This window comes from Saccharothrix sp. DSM 118769 (genome assembly GCF_052936295.1).
Window position 1 is genome coordinate 8,220,892 of record NZ_CP193627.1, and the last position, 15,789, is coordinate 8,236,680.

The 15,789-nt window shown below is 74.2% G+C and carries 17 protein-coding genes; 3 read left to right on the plus strand and 14 right to left on the minus strand.

Annotated features, from left to right (window positions below):
* Window positions 1-102: 102 nt before the first annotated feature.
* From ACRAKJ_RS34640 to ACRAKJ_RS34670, 7 genes are all read right to left on the minus strand, one after another.
* Entirely contained in the window at window positions 103-1,212 is a 1,110-nt protein-coding gene (locus tag ACRAKJ_RS34640; RefSeq protein ID WP_438919467.1) for a hypothetical protein, read from the minus strand.
* A gap of 169 nt (window positions 1,213-1,381) precedes the next feature.
* Window positions 1,382-1,651, minus strand: a complete 270-nt coding sequence (locus tag ACRAKJ_RS34645) for a hypothetical protein (protein ID WP_438919466.1) — start codon at window positions 1,649-1,651, stop codon at window positions 1,382-1,384.
* Between the two features lie 83 nt (window positions 1,652-1,734).
* Entirely contained in the window at window positions 1,735-2,418 is a 684-nt protein-coding gene (locus ACRAKJ_RS34650) for a cyclic nucleotide-binding domain-containing protein (RefSeq protein WP_438919465.1), read from the minus strand.
* Between the two features lie 61 nt (window positions 2,419-2,479).
* Entirely contained in the window at window positions 2,480-3,757 is a 1,278-nt protein-coding gene (locus ACRAKJ_RS34655; protein ID WP_438919464.1) for a DNA polymerase IV, read from the minus strand.
* A 412-nt stretch (window positions 3,758-4,169) separates the two neighbouring features.
* Entirely contained in the window at window positions 4,170-4,754 is a 585-nt protein-coding gene (locus tag ACRAKJ_RS34660; protein WP_438919550.1) for a sigma-70 family RNA polymerase sigma factor, read from the minus strand.
* A 309-nt stretch (window positions 4,755-5,063) separates the two neighbouring features.
* Window positions 5,064-5,645 (minus strand): RNA polymerase sigma factor ShbA, encoded by a 582-nt coding sequence (gene shbA / locus ACRAKJ_RS34665; protein WP_438919549.1) that lies wholly within the window; start codon window positions 5,643-5,645, stop codon window positions 5,064-5,066.
* 207 nt (window positions 5,646-5,852) lie between these two features.
* On the minus strand, window positions 5,853-6,575 hold the full coding sequence (locus ACRAKJ_RS34670) for a methyltransferase domain-containing protein (RefSeq protein WP_438919463.1): 723 nt from the start codon (window positions 6,573-6,575) through the stop codon (window positions 5,853-5,855).
* Between the two features lie 33 nt (window positions 6,576-6,608).
* On the opposite strand from ACRAKJ_RS34670, the gene ACRAKJ_RS34675 reads away from it, so the two are divergent.
* Genes ACRAKJ_RS34675 through ACRAKJ_RS34685 form a run of 3 tightly spaced genes read left to right on the plus strand, consistent with a single transcriptional unit; the run spans window position 6,609 to window position 9,277 of the window.
* Window positions 6,609-7,457 carry an AAA family ATPase gene (locus tag ACRAKJ_RS34675; RefSeq protein ID WP_438919462.1) on the plus strand — a complete coding sequence of 283 codons (849 nt, stop codon included), beginning with the start codon at window positions 6,609-6,611 and terminating at the stop codon, window positions 7,455-7,457.
* Window positions 7,444-8,241: a DNA-formamidopyrimidine glycosylase family protein gene (locus tag ACRAKJ_RS34680; RefSeq protein ID WP_438919461.1), complete on the plus strand. Its 798-nt coding sequence runs from the start codon at window positions 7,444-7,446 to the stop codon at window positions 8,239-8,241. Before ACRAKJ_RS34675 ends, ACRAKJ_RS34680 begins: the two co-directional genes overlap by 14 nt.
* Before the next feature lie 10 nt (window positions 8,242-8,251).
* The gene (locus ACRAKJ_RS34685) at window positions 8,252-9,277 is read left to right on the plus strand and encodes a quinone-dependent dihydroorotate dehydrogenase (RefSeq protein ID WP_438919460.1); all 1,026 of its coding nucleotides are present in this window, start codon (window positions 8,252-8,254) and stop codon (window positions 9,275-9,277) included.
* 19 nt (window positions 9,278-9,296) lie between these two features.
* Here ACRAKJ_RS34685 and ACRAKJ_RS34690 read toward each other — a convergent pair whose 3' ends face one another.
* From ACRAKJ_RS34690 to rimO, 7 genes are all read right to left on the minus strand, one after another.
* Window positions 9,297-10,541, minus strand: coding sequence for a solute carrier family 23 protein (locus ACRAKJ_RS34690; protein ID WP_438919459.1), 1,245 nt, complete (start codon window positions 10,539-10,541; stop codon window positions 9,297-9,299).
* Window positions 10,542-10,779: 238 nt separating this feature from the next.
* Window positions 10,780-11,559 carry a phage shock envelope stress response protein PspM gene (gene pspM / locus ACRAKJ_RS34695; RefSeq protein WP_438919458.1) on the minus strand — a complete coding sequence of 260 codons (780 nt, stop codon included), beginning with the start codon at window positions 11,557-11,559 and terminating at the stop codon, window positions 10,780-10,782.
* A gap of 31 nt (window positions 11,560-11,590) precedes the next feature.
* Window positions 11,591-12,454 carry a PspA/IM30 family protein gene (locus ACRAKJ_RS34700; RefSeq protein WP_438919457.1) on the minus strand — a complete coding sequence of 288 codons (864 nt, stop codon included), beginning with the start codon at window positions 12,452-12,454 and terminating at the stop codon, window positions 11,591-11,593.
* 300 nt (window positions 12,455-12,754) lie between these two features.
* The gene (locus tag ACRAKJ_RS34705) at window positions 12,755-13,177 is read right to left on the minus strand and encodes a helix-turn-helix domain-containing protein (RefSeq protein WP_438919456.1); all 423 of its coding nucleotides are present in this window, start codon (window positions 13,175-13,177) and stop codon (window positions 12,755-12,757) included.
* A 156-nt stretch (window positions 13,178-13,333) separates the two neighbouring features.
* The gene (locus ACRAKJ_RS34710) at window positions 13,334-13,816 is read right to left on the minus strand and encodes a CinA family protein (protein WP_438919455.1); all 483 of its coding nucleotides are present in this window, start codon (window positions 13,814-13,816) and stop codon (window positions 13,334-13,336) included.
* On the minus strand, window positions 13,813-14,397 hold the full coding sequence (gene pgsA, locus ACRAKJ_RS34715; protein ID WP_438919454.1) for a CDP-diacylglycerol--glycerol-3-phosphate 3-phosphatidyltransferase: 585 nt from the start codon (window positions 14,395-14,397) through the stop codon (window positions 13,813-13,815). The genes ACRAKJ_RS34710 and pgsA overlap by 4 nt, the downstream gene beginning before the upstream one ends.
* On the minus strand, window positions 14,394-15,770 hold the full coding sequence (gene rimO / locus ACRAKJ_RS34720) for a 30S ribosomal protein S12 methylthiotransferase RimO (protein WP_438919548.1): 1,377 nt from the start codon (window positions 15,768-15,770) through the stop codon (window positions 14,394-14,396). Before rimO ends, pgsA begins: the two co-directional genes overlap by 4 nt.
* Window positions 15,771-15,789 lie beyond the last annotated feature (19 nt).

A 15,789-nucleotide genomic window follows, 5' to 3' on the forward strand; every position in this document is an offset into this window, starting at 1 on the left:
TTCGAGTCGTCTGGCCCCGCACCGCCCGGCACGCCTGCCGAGCACACCCACCCGATGGGTGACGGCGGGCAGAAGTCGTAGTCGGGTGGCGGTCCCGGCGGCTCACACCGGCGAGAGCAGAGCGGTCGGCGGTGGGCAGCGGTCGGCGGTGCGGTCGGGCGCGGCGGTGAGATCGGGCGCGGGGGTGGAGCCGGGCGCCGCGGTGCGGTCGAGGACGGCGGTGGGGTCGGGCGCGGCGGTGGACGGGTGGGTGGTTCGGCGGGTGTGGGGGCGGGCGGCTCGGTGGTGGGTGGCTCGGTGGTGGGTGGCTCGGTGGTGGGCGGTGATCGGGGGCGTGGGGCGGCTCGTGGCGCGGGTCGCTGCGGTGAGCAGGGTCCTGGCCACTTCGGTCGGGGCGTGGCGCAGGTGGGCCGGGGAGGTGTGGACCACCACGGCACCCGTCGCGGCGAGGGCGGGGGCATGGGGGTTGCGGGTGGCGAACTGCCAGGCCAGGCCCAGGTCGTCCCACCAGGCGTCGGCCGTGCCCAGGGACCTGCCCGCCGCCGAGCGCAGCGGGACGCCCCACCTCGGTGGCGGCAGGGGCAACGTGGCCAGCAGCGCCTTCGCCCACGCCTGGGGCGCCGAGCGGACGCCCTCCGCCAGTTCGGCCAGGACCTGCTTGGCCGGGGCCGACGCCCTGGACAGGTGGGGGCGCAGGTCGTCGACCCCGACACCACCCCGGCGCAGCGCCCCGGTGAGGACCGCCCGGATGTCGTCGCGCGTCTCCAGGGTCCTGGCGGCGTCGGCCGCCGCCCTCGCCAGCGGCGCGGTGAGGAACCCCCTGCGCAGGACCGGGTCCGGTGGGTGGCGGGTCCTCGTGGTGCGGACCCTGGTCGTCGGCTCCACCGGGCGCGTGGCCAGGACGTGGACCGGGCCGGTGGCCGGCAGGGCGCGCACGCCGTGCAGCTGGAGCGCGTCGAGGCCCGTGACGACGCTGCCGGGGCCGCAGTGGCGCAGGGCCGCCTGGACGAGCTGCGGGCGCGTCGGCGGGCTGCCCGACAGGAGCAGGACCCCCGGCAGCACGCGCTGCCACTCGCCCCCCGGGCGGCAGCGGCGGGACAGCTCCTCGGTGCCCAGGCCGAGGGACAGCAGGTCGGTGGCGGTCGCGACGCGGTGCGGGAAGAGGGCGGCCAGGGCGTCGACGGCGATCGTGGTGCGGGTCGTGGTGTGCATGGGTCCACGATCGCCCCCGTCGACGGGTGGGTCGAGGAGGTGATCGCGAACTGTGGACAACTCCCGGGCCTGTGGACAACTCCGGGTAAATGAGGCATTCCGCGGGCCCGACCGCCCGCGGAATGCCTCGGAGGACGGCGGCCGCCCCTCGTCGGCCACCGCGTGGTCTTCACAGCCGGACGAGGTCCTCGCGGATCTCCAGGTCCAGCTCCTTGCGCACCGCGCGGACGTCGCGCCACGAGTCGTGCACCGCGACCAGGGCGCCCGCGAGCACCAGGGCGACCGCGAGGGCGACGACACCGGCGCCGTCACCGGCGCTCTCGAACCTGGCCACGATCACGACGGCCGCCCACAGCTGGAGGGCGGTGAACACGAGCGTGCAGGCAAGCCGTTCGGTGAACCGGCGGCGGGACTTGGCGGGTTCCTCGGTGTGGTTCATGACTCCCCCTCCGACCAGGACTGATAGGTCATTTCTAGGGGGGTTCGCGACACTTCACCGCGTCAGGTGACGCACAACGGGTATCAGTTGGTGAAATCGTAGAGCCGGCTCACCCGGTGGATCTCGATCTTCCGCCGGCCCGTGCTGATGATGCCCTCCTCGCGCAACGCGCGCAGCACCCGCACGAGGGATTCCCGCGACGTGCCCGCGATGCTCGCCAGCTCCTCCTGGCTGAGCGCGACGGCACCCTGGTCGGCGATGCCGCGCCGCAGCGCCACGTCGATCAGCACGGCCGCGACGCGCTGGGTCGCCGTGCCGCTGATCTGCACGCGCTGCCGGTCGGTGTCGCGCTGCCGGGCGACGACCACGGTCAGCACCGTCCACGCGATGCGCGGGTACCGCTGGCACAGCGAGGCGAACCCGGTCGCCGACAGCACCAGCGCCCGCACCGCGCCCAGCGCCTCCACGGTCGCCGAGCGCGGCAGCCCGTCGACCGCCGAGCGCTCACCGACGATGTCGCCCGCGCCCCGCACGGCCAGCACCTTCTCCGCGCCGCCGGACGTGGTCGCGGTGACCCGCAGCAGGCCGCGCCTGACCACGAGCACGTGCCGCGTGACCTCGCCCTCGCGGTAGATCACCGTCCCGGTGGCGTAGTCGCGCTCCGTGCCCGTCGTGCCGAGCAGCTCGTGCTCGGACTCGCTGAGGAGACCCCAGAACCGCTCCACGGCTCCAGCGTGCACGGTGATCGTCCCGGCGGCGGTGATCACGCCCCCGAACCACCCGAACGGCCCGGTCCGGGGTCGGTGGCCCGCGGCGGCGCGGCCCCGGTCAGCGCTCGGGGCGGGGTTCGGTCTCCGCGGACCGGGTCGGCCCCTGGTCCAGCAGCGACGCCGGGCGCACCGCGGCCCGCCCGAAACGCGACCGCGCCTGGTCCGCCGCCTGCTCGGCCTCGCGCCACCCGCGCTCCGGCGCGTCGAACATCAGCTGCTCGCCGCCGTCGCCCTCCACGAGCTGCTCGACCCGCACGCCGATCAACCGCACCGCGCCCGGCGGCACCTGCTCGTCCAGCAGGGTCGACGCGGTCCGGTAGACCTCCTGCGCGACGTCCGTGGCGACGCGCAGCGTCCTGGACCGGGTGATCGTGGTGAAGTCGCTGAACCGCACCTTGATCGACACCGTCCGGCCGCGCAGCCCGCGCGAGCGCAGCGTCGCCGTCGACCGCTCGGACAGCCTCAGCAGCTCGCGCCGCAGCAGCTCGCGGTCGAAGTGGTCGACCTCGAACGTCTCCTCCGCGCCGATCGACTTCTCCCGGGACGACGCCACGACGGGCCGGTCGTCGTGGCCGCGCGCGAGCGCGTGCAGGTGCTCGGCCAGCGCCACGCCCAGCACCTTGCGCAGCCTCGGCAGCGGTGTCGCCGCCACGTCCGCCACGGTCTCCAGCCCCACCTGGTCGAGCTGCTCGGCGGTCCGCTTGCCCACGCCCCACAGCGCCGACACGGGCAGCGGGTGCAGGAACGACAGCACCTCCGTGCGCGGCACCACCATCAGCCCGTCCGGTTTGCACATCCCGGACGCGAGCTTGGCCAGGAACTTCGTCGGCGCGACACCCACCGAGCAGGTGACCCCGAACGCCTCCTCGACCTGCGCCCGGATGAGCTGCCCGACCGCCGCCGGGGTCGCCCGCATCCGCTTGAGCGCGCCGCTGACGTCGAGGAACGCCTCGTCCAGGCTCAGCGGCTCGACCAGCGGCGTGACGTCGCGGAAGATCGCCATCACCCCGCGCGAGACCTCCTGGTAGCGGGCGAAGTTCGGCGGCACGAACACCGCGTGCGGTGCGAGCCTGCGGGCGTGCGAGGTGGGCATGGCAGAGCGCACGCCGAACTCGCGCGCCAGGTAGTTGGCCGACGCGACGACGCCCCGGTTCGCCGTGCCGCCCACGACCACGGGCCGGTCCGCCAGCTCGGGCCGGTCGCGGATCTCGACCGAGGCGTAGAAGGCGTCCATGTCGACGTGCAGCATCGGGCAGCCGGTGTCGTCGGGCCACGCGTCGCCGCGCGCGAGGAAGCGGTCGACCAGACCGCGCGGCAGGTTGGCGCTGCGGCCCACGTTCCCCTCCCCCGAACCCCGAACACCCGTTCGACACCCTACGCCGGCGGTCGTCGGCGCCGCGGACGGCCGTGCCCGTCCCGACCCGGGGTGGAGCGGGTGCGCGTGGTCAGCGGCTCGGACCCGGTCCCCGCAGCCGCTCCAGCGTGAACAGGTCGTCGGTCGGGTCGACGGTCGCGCGCAGCCGCGCGCCGAGCCGCAGCTCCGGCACGCCACGGCGAGGGCGCGCAGCCCCAGCGACGTCCCGGTGCCGCCGATCGACGCCTGCCTGGCGGTGGACTCCCCTTCGGCGGTCATCCGAGCAGGTCAGCGAGGTGCCGCCGGACTTCCCGGGGCCGAAGCGGGCGGGCGCGGACCCGGCGGCGGCACCGGGGTCCGCCGCGCCGATCGCCGACGTCGTCGAGAGGTCGTGCTAGTCGTGACCGAGCGTCTTGCGTAACCGGGCCAGCGCGCGGTGCTGCGCCACCCGGACCGCCCCGGCCGTGGACCCGACCATCTCGGCGGTCTCCTCCGCGGACATGCCCATGACCACGCGCAGCACCAGGATCTCGCGCTGCCGCTCGGGCAGGACGTTCAGCAGCTCCCCCACCTTCGAGGACAGCTCGCCGTCCAGCGCGCGTTGCTCCGGCCCCGGCTCCTTGCCCGCGCCGTCCGGCAGGTCGGGCACCGACTCCGACCGGTTGCGCGCCGTCGCCCGGTGCGCGTCGGCGACCTTGTGCGCGGCGATGCCGTACACGAACGCCAGGAACGGCCTGCCCTGGTCCCGGTAGGACGGCAGCGCCTTGAGCACCGCCAGGCACACCTCCTGCGCCACGTCGTCCGCCGACGACTGCGACCGCTCCCCGCGGCCCACCCGCGCCCGGCAGTACTTCACGATCAACGGCCGGATCAGCGCGAGCAGCGCCTCCACCGCCCGCCGGTCACCCCGGATGGCGGGCTCGACCAGCGCGTCCGGCCCTCCCTCCGCCGACACCGCCGACACCTCCGCCGACGACATCGACACCGGCACCGGCACCGGGGACACCTCCGCCGGTCCGACCGCCGACGGACCCGAGGACACCGGCTCGTCCTCGTGCTGCGCGGACATCACCGACCTCCTCCCGAAGACGTGCGGCGCACCGCGACGTCCCGGTACCACTCCGAACCCGACCACCGCTGCTGCTTCCATCCCGAGCTCCTCGGCGTCCGTGCGCTGGACCACCCGTTGGGGCACATGTGAACGCGACGTCGATCCCTCACGTGGATGACGCAACTCACTCGAAGTTGCTCCGAACGGCGGCGTTTAAGAGGCGGTCGGAGCAATGTACTACAGCAATTGGTCGCTCTGAGTAATTGTCAGCCGGGCGTGTCGCCGGACTTCCCCGCGCAGCCGGGACAGCGCCCGGTGCTGGGCGACCCGGACCGCGCCGGGCGTGGCGCCGACGACGGCGGCGGTCCGCTCGGCGGAGAGCCCGACCACGACGCGGAGCAGCAGGACCTCCCGCTGCTTCGCCGGCAGCAGGCGCAGCAGCTCGCCGAGCCCGGCCGACACCTCCGCGCGCAGCAGGCGCTGCTCGGGTCCGGCCGACCCGTCCGGGGCGTCGGGCACCTCCGGCACGGGCTCGGCCCGGTCGCGCAGCGCGGCGCGGCGCGCGTCGGCGACCTTGTGCGCCGCGATGCCGTGCACGAACGCGAGGAAGGGCCGACCGAGGCCGGCGCGGTAGGCGGGCAGCGCCGTCAGCACGGCGACGCAGACCTCCTGCGCCACGTCGTCGGCCGAGGTGCCCGAGCGCTCGTGCCGGCCCAGGCGGGCGCGGCAGTAGCGCACGACCAGCGGCCGGACGGCGGCCAGCAGCCACGCCGTCGCCGCCCGGTCACCCGCGACGGCGCGGCGGACGTGCTCCTCCAGGTCGTCGGGGTCCGGAGCACCTCGGTCCGGGCCACCTCGGTCCGGGCCACCTCGGTCCGGGCCACCGCGCACCGGGCCACCGCGGCTCGGACCACCGCGGGCGGGACCACCGCGGTGCCGGGCGCGGTCCGGGGTGGTCACCTCCGGAGCGGGTCCTCCGCGGCGATGGACCTGCGACAGGCGGCGCACTTCCGTCCCACCCCGGGGTCAGGCGGACTTCCGGCCCATCACGTGCAGGCGCGCGGCCACGTCGCGCAGCGGCGAGCGGGTGGACGCGGCCAGCTCCAGCTCGGCCAGCGCCTCCGCCGCGCCGGGGTTGGCGTCCAGCACCGCGCCCGGGACCAGGTCGGACACCACGCCGTGCCCCTGGAGCAGCTCCACCTTCAGCCCGGCGGCGAGCACCAGCGCCTCCAGCCCGGCCACGTCGAACCGGCGCAGCAGCGGGTCGCGGGTGCCCGTGAGCTGGCCCGACTCGTCGTCCAGCAGCCGCCGGGCGTCCACCAGCCGGCCCGCGATGGCCCGGTGCAGCACAGCCGCGAACCGGTTCGCCACCAGCACCGACACCGCGCCGCCGGGCACCGCGGCACCGGCCAGGGCGGCCAGGGCGGCGCTCGCGTCGTCCACGACCTCCAGCACGCCGTGCCCGAGGACGAGGTCGGCGGCGGCGTCGCGCTCCAGCGCGTCCGTGTCGCCCTGGACGGCCGTGATCCGGTCCAGCACGCCCACCTCGGCCGCGCGGCGGTGCAACGTGGCGAGGGCGTCCGGGCTCGGGTCCACGACCGTCACCGAGCACCCGGCCAGGGCCAGTGGCACGGCCCACACGCCGCTGCCCCCGCCCACGTCGAGCACCCTGGGCGGTTTCCCGCCCCGGCGGTCGCGCGCGGCGGCCAGTTCGGCGTCGAGCACCCTCTGTACGGCGTCCGGTCGCATGGCACCAGAGCCTAGGGGCCGTAGGCTGGCTACGTGCATACGGTGGCGGTGCTCAGCCTCAAGGGTGGCGTGGGCAAGACGACGGTCGCGCTCGGTCTCGCGTCCGCCGCGCTGCGGCGCGGCGTTCGCACGCTGGTCATCGACCTCGACCCGCAGTGCAACGCCACCTCGACCCTGGAGCCCGAGGACACCGACCGGAGCATCTTCGACGTCCTCCAGGAGCCGACCGCCGAGAACCTGCGCGACGCCATCTCCCCCAGCGGCTGGGGCGACGGCGTGGACGTCCTGGCCGGTTCCGAGGACGCCGAGTCGCTCAACCACCCCGACCCCGGCGAGACCCGGCTGGGCAAGCTGCGGGAGGCGCTCGCGCTGCTCAAGGAGGACGACGAGCCGTACCAGCTGGTGCTGCTGGACTGCCCGCCGTCGCTGGGCCAGCTGACCCGGTCGGCGCTGGTGGCGGCGGACCGCGCACTGCTGGTGACCGAGCCCACGATGTTCGCGGTGGCGGGCGTGCAGCGGGCGTTCGAGGCGGTGCAGTCCGAGCGGGAGCACAACCCGGAGCTCCAGCCGCTGGGCGTGGTGGTCAACCGGGTCCGGCCGCGCTCGCACGAGCACCAGTTCCGCATCGAGGAGCTGCGCGACATCTTCGGCCCGCTGGTGATGCCGGTGGCGCTGCCCGACCGGCTGGCCGTCCAGCAGGCGCAGGGCGCGTGCATGCCGATCCACGAGTGGGGCACGCCGGGCGCGCGCGAGGTGGCGCTGGCGTTCAACCTGGTGCTGGCGCGCATCCTGCGGATGAGCCGCAGCCGGCGGCGCATCGCCCACCAGGACTTCGACGACGACGAGATCCACGAGGCCGTCGACAGCGGTGCCCGAGGGTGACACGGTCTTCCTGGCCGGTCGGCGCCTGGACGAGGCGCTGTCCGGCCGCACGCTGCTGCGCGGTGAGCTGCGCCACCCCCGGTGGGCCGCGGTCGACCTGACGGGGCGGGAGGTGCTGGGCGTCCGGTCGGTCGGCAAGCACCTGTTCACCCGCTTCTCCGGCGACCTGAGCCTGCACAGCCACTTCCGGATGGACGGCGCGTGGCACCTGTACCGGCCGGGCGAGAAGTGGAAGCGGCCCGGCCACCAGGTGCGGGCGCTGCTGGAGGTGCCCGACCGGGTCGTGGTGGGGTTCTCGCTGCACGACCTGGAGCTGCTGCCCACCGGCGAGGAGGAGCGGCTGGTGGGGCACCTGGGCCCGGACCTGCTCGGCGACGGCTGGGACGAGGTCGCCGAGGACGAGGCGGCGCGCCGGCTGTCCGCCGACCCGGACCGGGAGCTGGGCGTGGCGCTGCTCGACCAGCGGGTGCTCGCGGGCGTGGGCAACCTCTACAAGGCCGAGGTGTGCTTCCTGCTGAAGGTCTCGCCGTGGAGCCCGGTGTCGGCCGTGGACCCGCTGGGGGCCGTGCGGCTGTCGCGCAGGCTGCTGCTGGCCAACGCGTGGCGGCCGGAGCAGAGCACCACCGGCTCGCTGGCCCGCGGCCGGCAGCACTGGGTGTTCGAGCGGACCGGCAAGCCGTGCTTCCGCTGCGGCGCGCGGGTGCGCGTGGGCGGGCAGGGCGAAGGGGTCTACGAACGGCCCGCGTACTGGTGCCCGCGCTGCCAGCCAGGGCCGATCGCTTAGGGTTACCGCCGTGGTCTACAAGAGCGTGGTGCGCAGGGCGTTGTTCCGGATGCACGGCGGTGACGCGGAGCGGGTCCACGAGACCACCCTCGGCCTGCTGGCGGCGGTGAGCCCCGCGGCGAAGGTCGTGAAGCGCCGGCCGGCGCTGCGGCGCACCGTCTTCGGCGTCACCTTCCCCAACCCGGTGGGCCTCGCCGCGGGCCTGGACAAGAACGGCCGGGCGCTGCCCGCGTGGGGCGCGCTCGGGTTCGGGTTCGTCGAGGTCGGCACGGTCACCCGGCACCCGCAGCCGGGCAACCCGGGGCCGCGGCTGTTCCGGCTGCGCGGCAGCGACGCGATCATCAACCGGATGGGCTTCAACAACGACGGCGCGCAGGCGCTGGCGGACCGGCTGGACCGGCTGGGCCCGCTGTCCGTGCCGCTGGGCATCAGCCTGGGCAAGTCCAAGGTGACGCCCGTCGAGGAGGCCGTCGAGGACTACCGGGCCTCGCTGCGCGCCCTGTACCGGCACGGCGACTACTTCGCGATCAACATCAGCTCGCCCAACACGCCGGGCCTGCGCAGCCTCCAGGACCGGGGCGCGCTGACCGAGCTGCTGTCCGGCCTGGACGAGGCCGCGCGCGAGCTGGCGGGCCCGGCGCCGCGCAAGCCGATCCTGGTCAAGATCGCGCCCGACCTGACCGACGAGGCCATCGGCGAGGTGCTGGAGGTGTGCGCGGCGCACGACGTCAGCGGCCTGATCGCGACCAACACCACGCTGTCGCGCGACGGGCTCGCGCCGGCCGACCGGGCGCTCGCGCACGAGGCGGGCGGGCTGAGCGGGCGACCGCTGACCGAGCGGGCGCGCGAGGTCGTGCGGTTCGTGTCCCGGCAGACCGACGGGAAGCTGCCGATCATCGGCGTGGGCGGCATCGCGTCCGCCGACGACGCCGAGCGGATGCTCGACGCGGGCGCGAGCCTGCTCCAGGTCTACACGGGGTTCATCTACGAGGGGCCCGGCCTGGTGCGCCGGATCAACCGGGCCCTGGCCCGGTAGCCGGCGGGTCGGCCCCGGCTCAGCCCTTGCGCACGGCCCCGAGCCGGCGCAGCACCGGGTGCAGGATCACGACCAGCAGCGAGCCCCACACCAGGCCGCCCAGCTGCATGTCGCCCAGCCGCAGGGTCAGGTCGCCGACGCCCGCCACCAGCGCCGCGCCGCCGACCAGGGCGTTGCCGGGGTTGGTCAGGTCGACCCGGTTGTCCATCCAGATCCGCACGCCGACCAGGCTGATCAGGCCGAACAGCACGAGCGTCGCCCCGCCGACCACGCCCTGCGGCACGGTCGCGAGCAGCGCCGCGGCCTTCGGCGAGAACGCCAGCAGCACCGCGGCCACCCCGGTGACCGCGTACGCGGCCGTCGAGTAGACCTTGGTCACGCCCATCACGCCGATGTTCTCCGAGTACGTGGTGGTGCCCGGCCCGCCGCCGACGCCCGCGAGCGCGGTGGACAGGCCGTTGGCGATGATCGAGTCGCCGATGCTGCCGTCGAGGTCGCGGCCGGTCAGCGCGCCGACGGCCTTCACGTGACCCACGTTCTCCGCGACCAGCACGATCACCACCGGCAGCACGAGCAGGGTCACCGAGGGCCTCAGCTCGGGCGAGTGGAACACGGGCAGGCCCACCCAGGCGGCGCGGGCCACCGCGGCCGTGTCGACCAGGCCGAGCCAGAAGCCGAGGGCCCACCCGACGACCACGCCGATCAGCACCGAGAACCGGAAGGACGTGCCGCGGCCCAGCACGCCGCACAGCAGGATGATGCCCATCGTCACCACGGCGGGCAGCGGCTGCTCGGCGAACGAGCCGGTGGCGCGGTGCGACAGGTTCAGGCCGATCAGGACGACCACGGCGCCCGTCACGACCGGTGGCATCACCGACTCCAGCATCCGCACGCCCAGCGCCTTGACCGCGACGCCGATGATCACCACCAGCAGGCCGGCCGCGAGGACGCCGCCGAGCTGCGCGGCGATGCCCTCGTCGCGGGCGGCGGACAGCGGGGCGATGAACGCGAAGGACGCGCCGAGGTAGCTGGGCACCCGGTTGCGGGTGAGCACCAGGAAGATGAGGGTGCCGACGCCGGAGAACAGCAGCGTGGTGGAGACCGGCAGGCCGGTCGTGGCCGGGACGAGGATCGTGGCGCCGGCCATGGCGACGAGGTGCTGCGCGCCGAAGCCGATGGTGAGCGGCCAGCTCACCCGCTCCTGCGGCGCGATGGCGTCGCCGTCGGTGGGACGGCCATCGCCGTGCACGGTCCACAACGCCACTCGACGACCTCCCCGGCGATCAGACCGGACAGCCCTGTCCGACGCGGCGATACTGCCACGCCACGTAGTGGCAGCCGCTATATAACGGTCTGATAATCACACTATTGCAGCAGCGTACGCCACTGCACCGAGAACGTCAGCCCAGCTTCGCTACGCAACGTGATGCAACCGGTGTTCGTGCAGATGGCCGTGCGTGTGCGCGTGCCGACGACTTCGGGGGCCCGCCGCGCCGGGGCGGTCAGCGGGACAGCTCGCGCAGCGCCGACGCCAGGCCCGCCAGGTGGTCGGTCGCGTCGCCCAGGACCTGCCGGGGGTTGGTGGCGGTGCTCTCGGCGAGCACGCGGCCGGCGGCGGCGACCAGGCCGCAGTAGCCCTCCACGCCCTCGTCGAGCTGGGCGCGCAGCCGCCGCACGCCCTCGACGAGCGGCCCCCGGTCCAGCGGGGGCGCGGTGTCGCGGGCGCGTTCGACGGCCTGGAGCTGGTGGGACACGGCGCGGATCGCCGCGCCCGCCTCGTCGCCGGTCGCCCGCGCCTGCTCAACCGACTCGGTGGGCACCGAGGTCAGCGCCGCCGAGTCGAGCTGCCGCAGCAGCTCACGCAGCGTGTCCTCGGCCTGCTCCAGCCGTTCCATCGGCTGGCGCGCGGCCGAGGCGCGACCCGGCAGCGGGGTGCGGACCGGGGCGGCGCTGAGCTGCCGCCGCCGCCGGTCGACGTCGCGCATCCTCATGTTCGTGCGCACCGCCAGCACGGAGGTGCCGGCGAACCCGAGGGCCGCGCCGACACCCGCCGCCACCGGCAGCGCGTTCACCAGCGTGAGCACGCCGACCACCGCGAGCAGCGCCAGCACGATGAGCCAGAAGGTGAGCACGCGGCCCGACCGGCGGTACTGCCGGTCGAGCTTGGCGCGCGGGTCGTTCCACGCGGCTATGCGCCGCTTGACCTGGTCCGCGATCGGCCCCTGGAGCTGGCCACCGACGATCTGGGCGATCTCACCGGTCACCTTCCGAGCTGGGTGCACCGCGGACGCTCCCCTCTCAGCCCCCGTGGGGCTACTGGCCCTGGCTGGGCGGCTGCTGGATCTGCTGGGTCTGCTGCGGCTGCGCCTGCTGCTGCACCCGCTGCTGGATCTCCTGCTGGATGCTCGCGCTCGCGCTGCCCGGCTTGCCCGCGGTCACCTCGCCCGCGACCTTGCCGCCGGCCATCGAGGCGCGGATCTGCTCCAGGCGGGACGAGCCCGCCATCTGCGTGGTCGACTGCTGGACCTCCAGCATCCGGCCCTGCACCGAGTTCTGCGCCAGCTCCGCGGAGCCGAGGGCGGTGGTGTACCGCTTCTCGATCTTGTCGCGGACCTCCTCCAGCGACGGCGTGTTGCTCGGCGCGGCCAGCTCGGTCATCTGGCGCAGCGAGTTCGACACCTGCTCCTGCATCTTCGCCTGCTCCAGCTGGCTGAGGAGCTTGGTGCGCTCCGCCAGCTTGCCCTGGAGCACCATCGCGTTGCGCTCGACGGCCTGCTTGGCCTGCTGCGCGGCCTGCAACGACTGGTCGTGCAGGGTCTTGAGGTCCTCGATGCTCTGCTCGGCGGTCACCAGCTGGGTGGCGAACGACTGCGCGGCGTTCTCGAACTCCGTCGCGCGCTGCTCCTCGCCCTTGCCCCTGGCCTCGTCGGCGAGGACGAGCGCCTGGCGTGCGGACGCCTGGAGCTTCTCCACCTCGCCGAGCTGCCGGTTCAGCTTCATCTCCAGCTGCCGCTGGTTGCCGATCACCGCCGCCGCCTGCTGCGACAGCGCCTGGTGCTGGCGCTGCGCCTCCTCGATGGCCTGCTGGATCTGCACCTTAGGGTCGGCGTGCTCGTCGATCTTCGACGAAAAAGCCGCCATGAAGTACTTCCACGCCTTCACGAAAGGGTTGGCCATCTCCTACGCCTGCCTTCTCCGCACGTCCCTGGCTCGCGCTCGTGATTGGCAACGACCCGGTGCTGTTGTTGGTTCCATCGTTCCAGTTGTGGCGCGCTGCTTCCACCGACCGGGGGAGATATCCGGGTTCACCCTGAGTCACCCCCGAAACTTCGGTCGACGCGGTCATCCTCCCCCGCCGTCGCCGGCGGGGGCGCGGTGACCCCGGGCGGGTTGCCAAGTCGTTGTACGCCCGCGTGGCCAGCCAACGCCGAGAGCCGAGCCGGATCACCGGCTCGGCTCTCGTTCGCCTGGCTGGGGCTACGCCGCCACCACCGCGCCGCGCGGCTTGCTGATGGAGGTGGACAGCCGGTGCGTGAGCACGGGCTGGAGCCGCAGGTCGGACAGGTCGTTGCCGATCATCGCGGGCACGATGGTGCCGCCCTCCAGGCCCGCCGGGGCGGCGGCGGTCCGCTCGGTCAGCTCGGCGGGGCTGGTCACCGGCTGCTGGACGGCGCCGATGTCCGACGCGACCAGGTGCAGCAGTTCGTAGAGGGGCAGGTCCAACGCCTCGCAGATCGCGGCCAGCAGCTCGCTGGACGCCTCCTTGCGGCCACGCTCCACCTCGGACAGGTACCCCAGGCTGACGCGGGCGGTCCTGGAGACCTCGCGCAGCGTGCGGCGTTGGGTGGTGCGGGCATGGCGGAGCCGATCACCGATCGCCTCGCGTAGCAGCACGGTCATCGCGCGCCTCCTTCCGGCCGGCCGTGCCACCACGTTACCGACCCGTCCCGTCGACGGGCAGTGACTTCATGACACGTCCGCTAAGGGTGAACGGGTGAACACCCGCGGAAGTTCCCGCGCGGCCGAGCGGATTTCCGCGCGAAGCCGCAGCTCAGGTCACCCGACCGGGATCTTGAGGTGGACGCGGAGGAGATCGAGGGCCCCCTCGGCGGACCGGGCGCGGATTTCGTGCCTGTCACCACCCAGAGTGAGCGTTCGCGTGAAAGAACCGGGCGGACCGGACAAACCGAGGTGGACGGTGCCGGGCGGCGCGCCGTCCTGCGGGTCGGGGCCGGCCACGCCGGTCAGGCCGAGGCCCCAGGTCGCGCCGCACCGCTCCCGCGCGCCCGCGGCGAGCTGCCGTGCCACTTCCGGGTGAACCGCGCCGTGCTCGGCGAGCAGGTCCGCGGCCACGCCCGCGAGCGAGTGCTTGAGGTCCGTGGCGTAGACGACGAGCCCGCCGCGCACGACGGCGCTGGCACCGGGCACCGCGGTGAGCGCCGCCGTGACCAGGCCCGCGGTGAGCGACTCGGCGGTGGCGACGGTCTCCCCGCGCTCCCGCAGGGCGCGCACGACGTCCTCGGCCGGCGGGAACCTCACGCCCCCGCCACCGCCCGCTTGCCGCGCGCCCGCAGGCGGAACGCGCGGATCACGTAGTCGACGCCCGTGACGACCGTCAGCACGACCGCCAGGCCCATCGAGCCCACGGCCAGCGGCTCCAGCCAGGCGGGCAGCGGCAGCAGGTAGAGGCCGATCGCGAGGACCTGCACGAGCGTCTTGGCCTTGCCGCCCCGGCTGGCCGGGATCACGCCGTGGCGGATCACCCAGAACCGCAGCAGCGTGACGCCCAGCTCGCGCACCGCGATGACGACCGTCACCCACCACGGCAGCTCGCCGAGCAGGCTGAGCCCCACGAGCGCGGCGCCGGTGAGCGCCTTGTCCGCGATGGGGTCGGCGATCTTGCCGAAGTCGGTGATCAGGCCGAGCTTGCGGGCGAGGTTGCCGTCGACGTGGTCGGTCACCGAGGCGACGGCGAACACGGCGAACGCCCACAGCCGCCACACGGGCTCGCCGCCGCCGTCGGCGAACAGCAGGTAGAGGAACACCGGCACGAGCACCAGCCGGGACATCGTCAGCACGTTGGCGATGTTCAGCACCGGCACGCGCGCGGGTTCGGTCACCTCGGGAGCACCTCGATCACGGACACCACCAGGTCGACGCCCTCGGCGGCGTCCACTCGGCACCGGACCAGGTCGCCGACCCGCAGGTCCTGCCCGTCGGCGATCACGCACTCGCCGTCGACCTCGGGCGCCTGGTGCGCGGCGCGGCCGAGGCAGTCGTTCTCGTCGTCCTCCGCGGTCTCGACCAGGACGACGACCTCGTCGCCGACGCGGTCCTCGGCGCGCTGCGAGGTCAGCTCCTCGACCAGGTTGGAGACGCGGGCGACCCGCTCGGCGATGGTGTCCGCGTCGAGCTTGCCGCCCAGGCCCTCGGCCTCGGTGCCGTCCTCGTCGGAGTAGCCGAACACGCCGACCGCGTCCAGGCGCGCCTCGGTGAGGAAGCGCTCCAGCTCGGCCACGTCCTCCTCGGTCTCGCCGGGGAAGCCGACGATGACGTTGCTGCGGATGCCGGCCCGCGGGGCCAGCGCGCGGATCTGCTCGACCAGCCCGAGGAAGGACTCGGTGTTGCCGAACCGGCGCATCCGGCGCAGCACCGGCTCGCTGGAGTGCTGGAACGACATGTCGAAGTAGTCGGCCACGCCCTCGGTGGTCGCGATGGCGCGCACCAGCGACGGCTTGGTCTCGGCGGGCTGGAGGTAGGACACCCGCACGCGGTCGATGCCGGGGACGGCGGCGAGCCGGGCCAGCAGCTGCTCCAGGCCGCCCAGCTCGCGCGGCAGGTCCTTGGCGTAGGAGGTGGAGTTCTCGGAGACCAGGAACACCTCGCGCACGCCCTGCTCGGCCAGCCACGCCGCCTCGGCCACCACCTCGTCGGGGTGGCGGGACACGAACGCGCCGCGGAAGGACGGGATCGCGCAGAACGAGCAGCGCCGGTCGCAGCCGGAGGCGATCTTGAGCGGCGCGACGGGCGTGTCCGCCAGCCGGGTGCGCAGCACGCGCGGCCCCCAGCCGTGGCCGGGCACCTGGACCTCCTCGGCCGCCTTCGGGCGCTGCACGGGCGTCAGCGGCAGCAGCGTGCGGCGGTCCACGGGCTTGTGCGACTCGACGGTCCGGCCGGCCACCACGTCGTCCAGCCGGTCGGCGAGGTTCGCGTAGTGGTCGAAGCCGAGGACGGCGTTCGCCTCGGGCAGGCTGTCGGCCAGCTCGGTGCCGTAGCGCTCGGCCATGCAGCCGACGGCGACGACCTTCGCGCCGCTGTCGGAGGCGGCGAGGAGGGTGTCGACCGAGTCCTTCTTGGCGGACTCGACGAAGCCGCACGTGTTGACCACCACCACGTCGGCGTCGTCGTCGACCAGCTCCCAGCCGCCGGCGGTGAGCCGTCCGGCGAGTTCCTCGGAGTCGACTTCGTTGCGGGCGCACCCGAGGGTCAGCATGGCGACGCGCTTGGTCGTG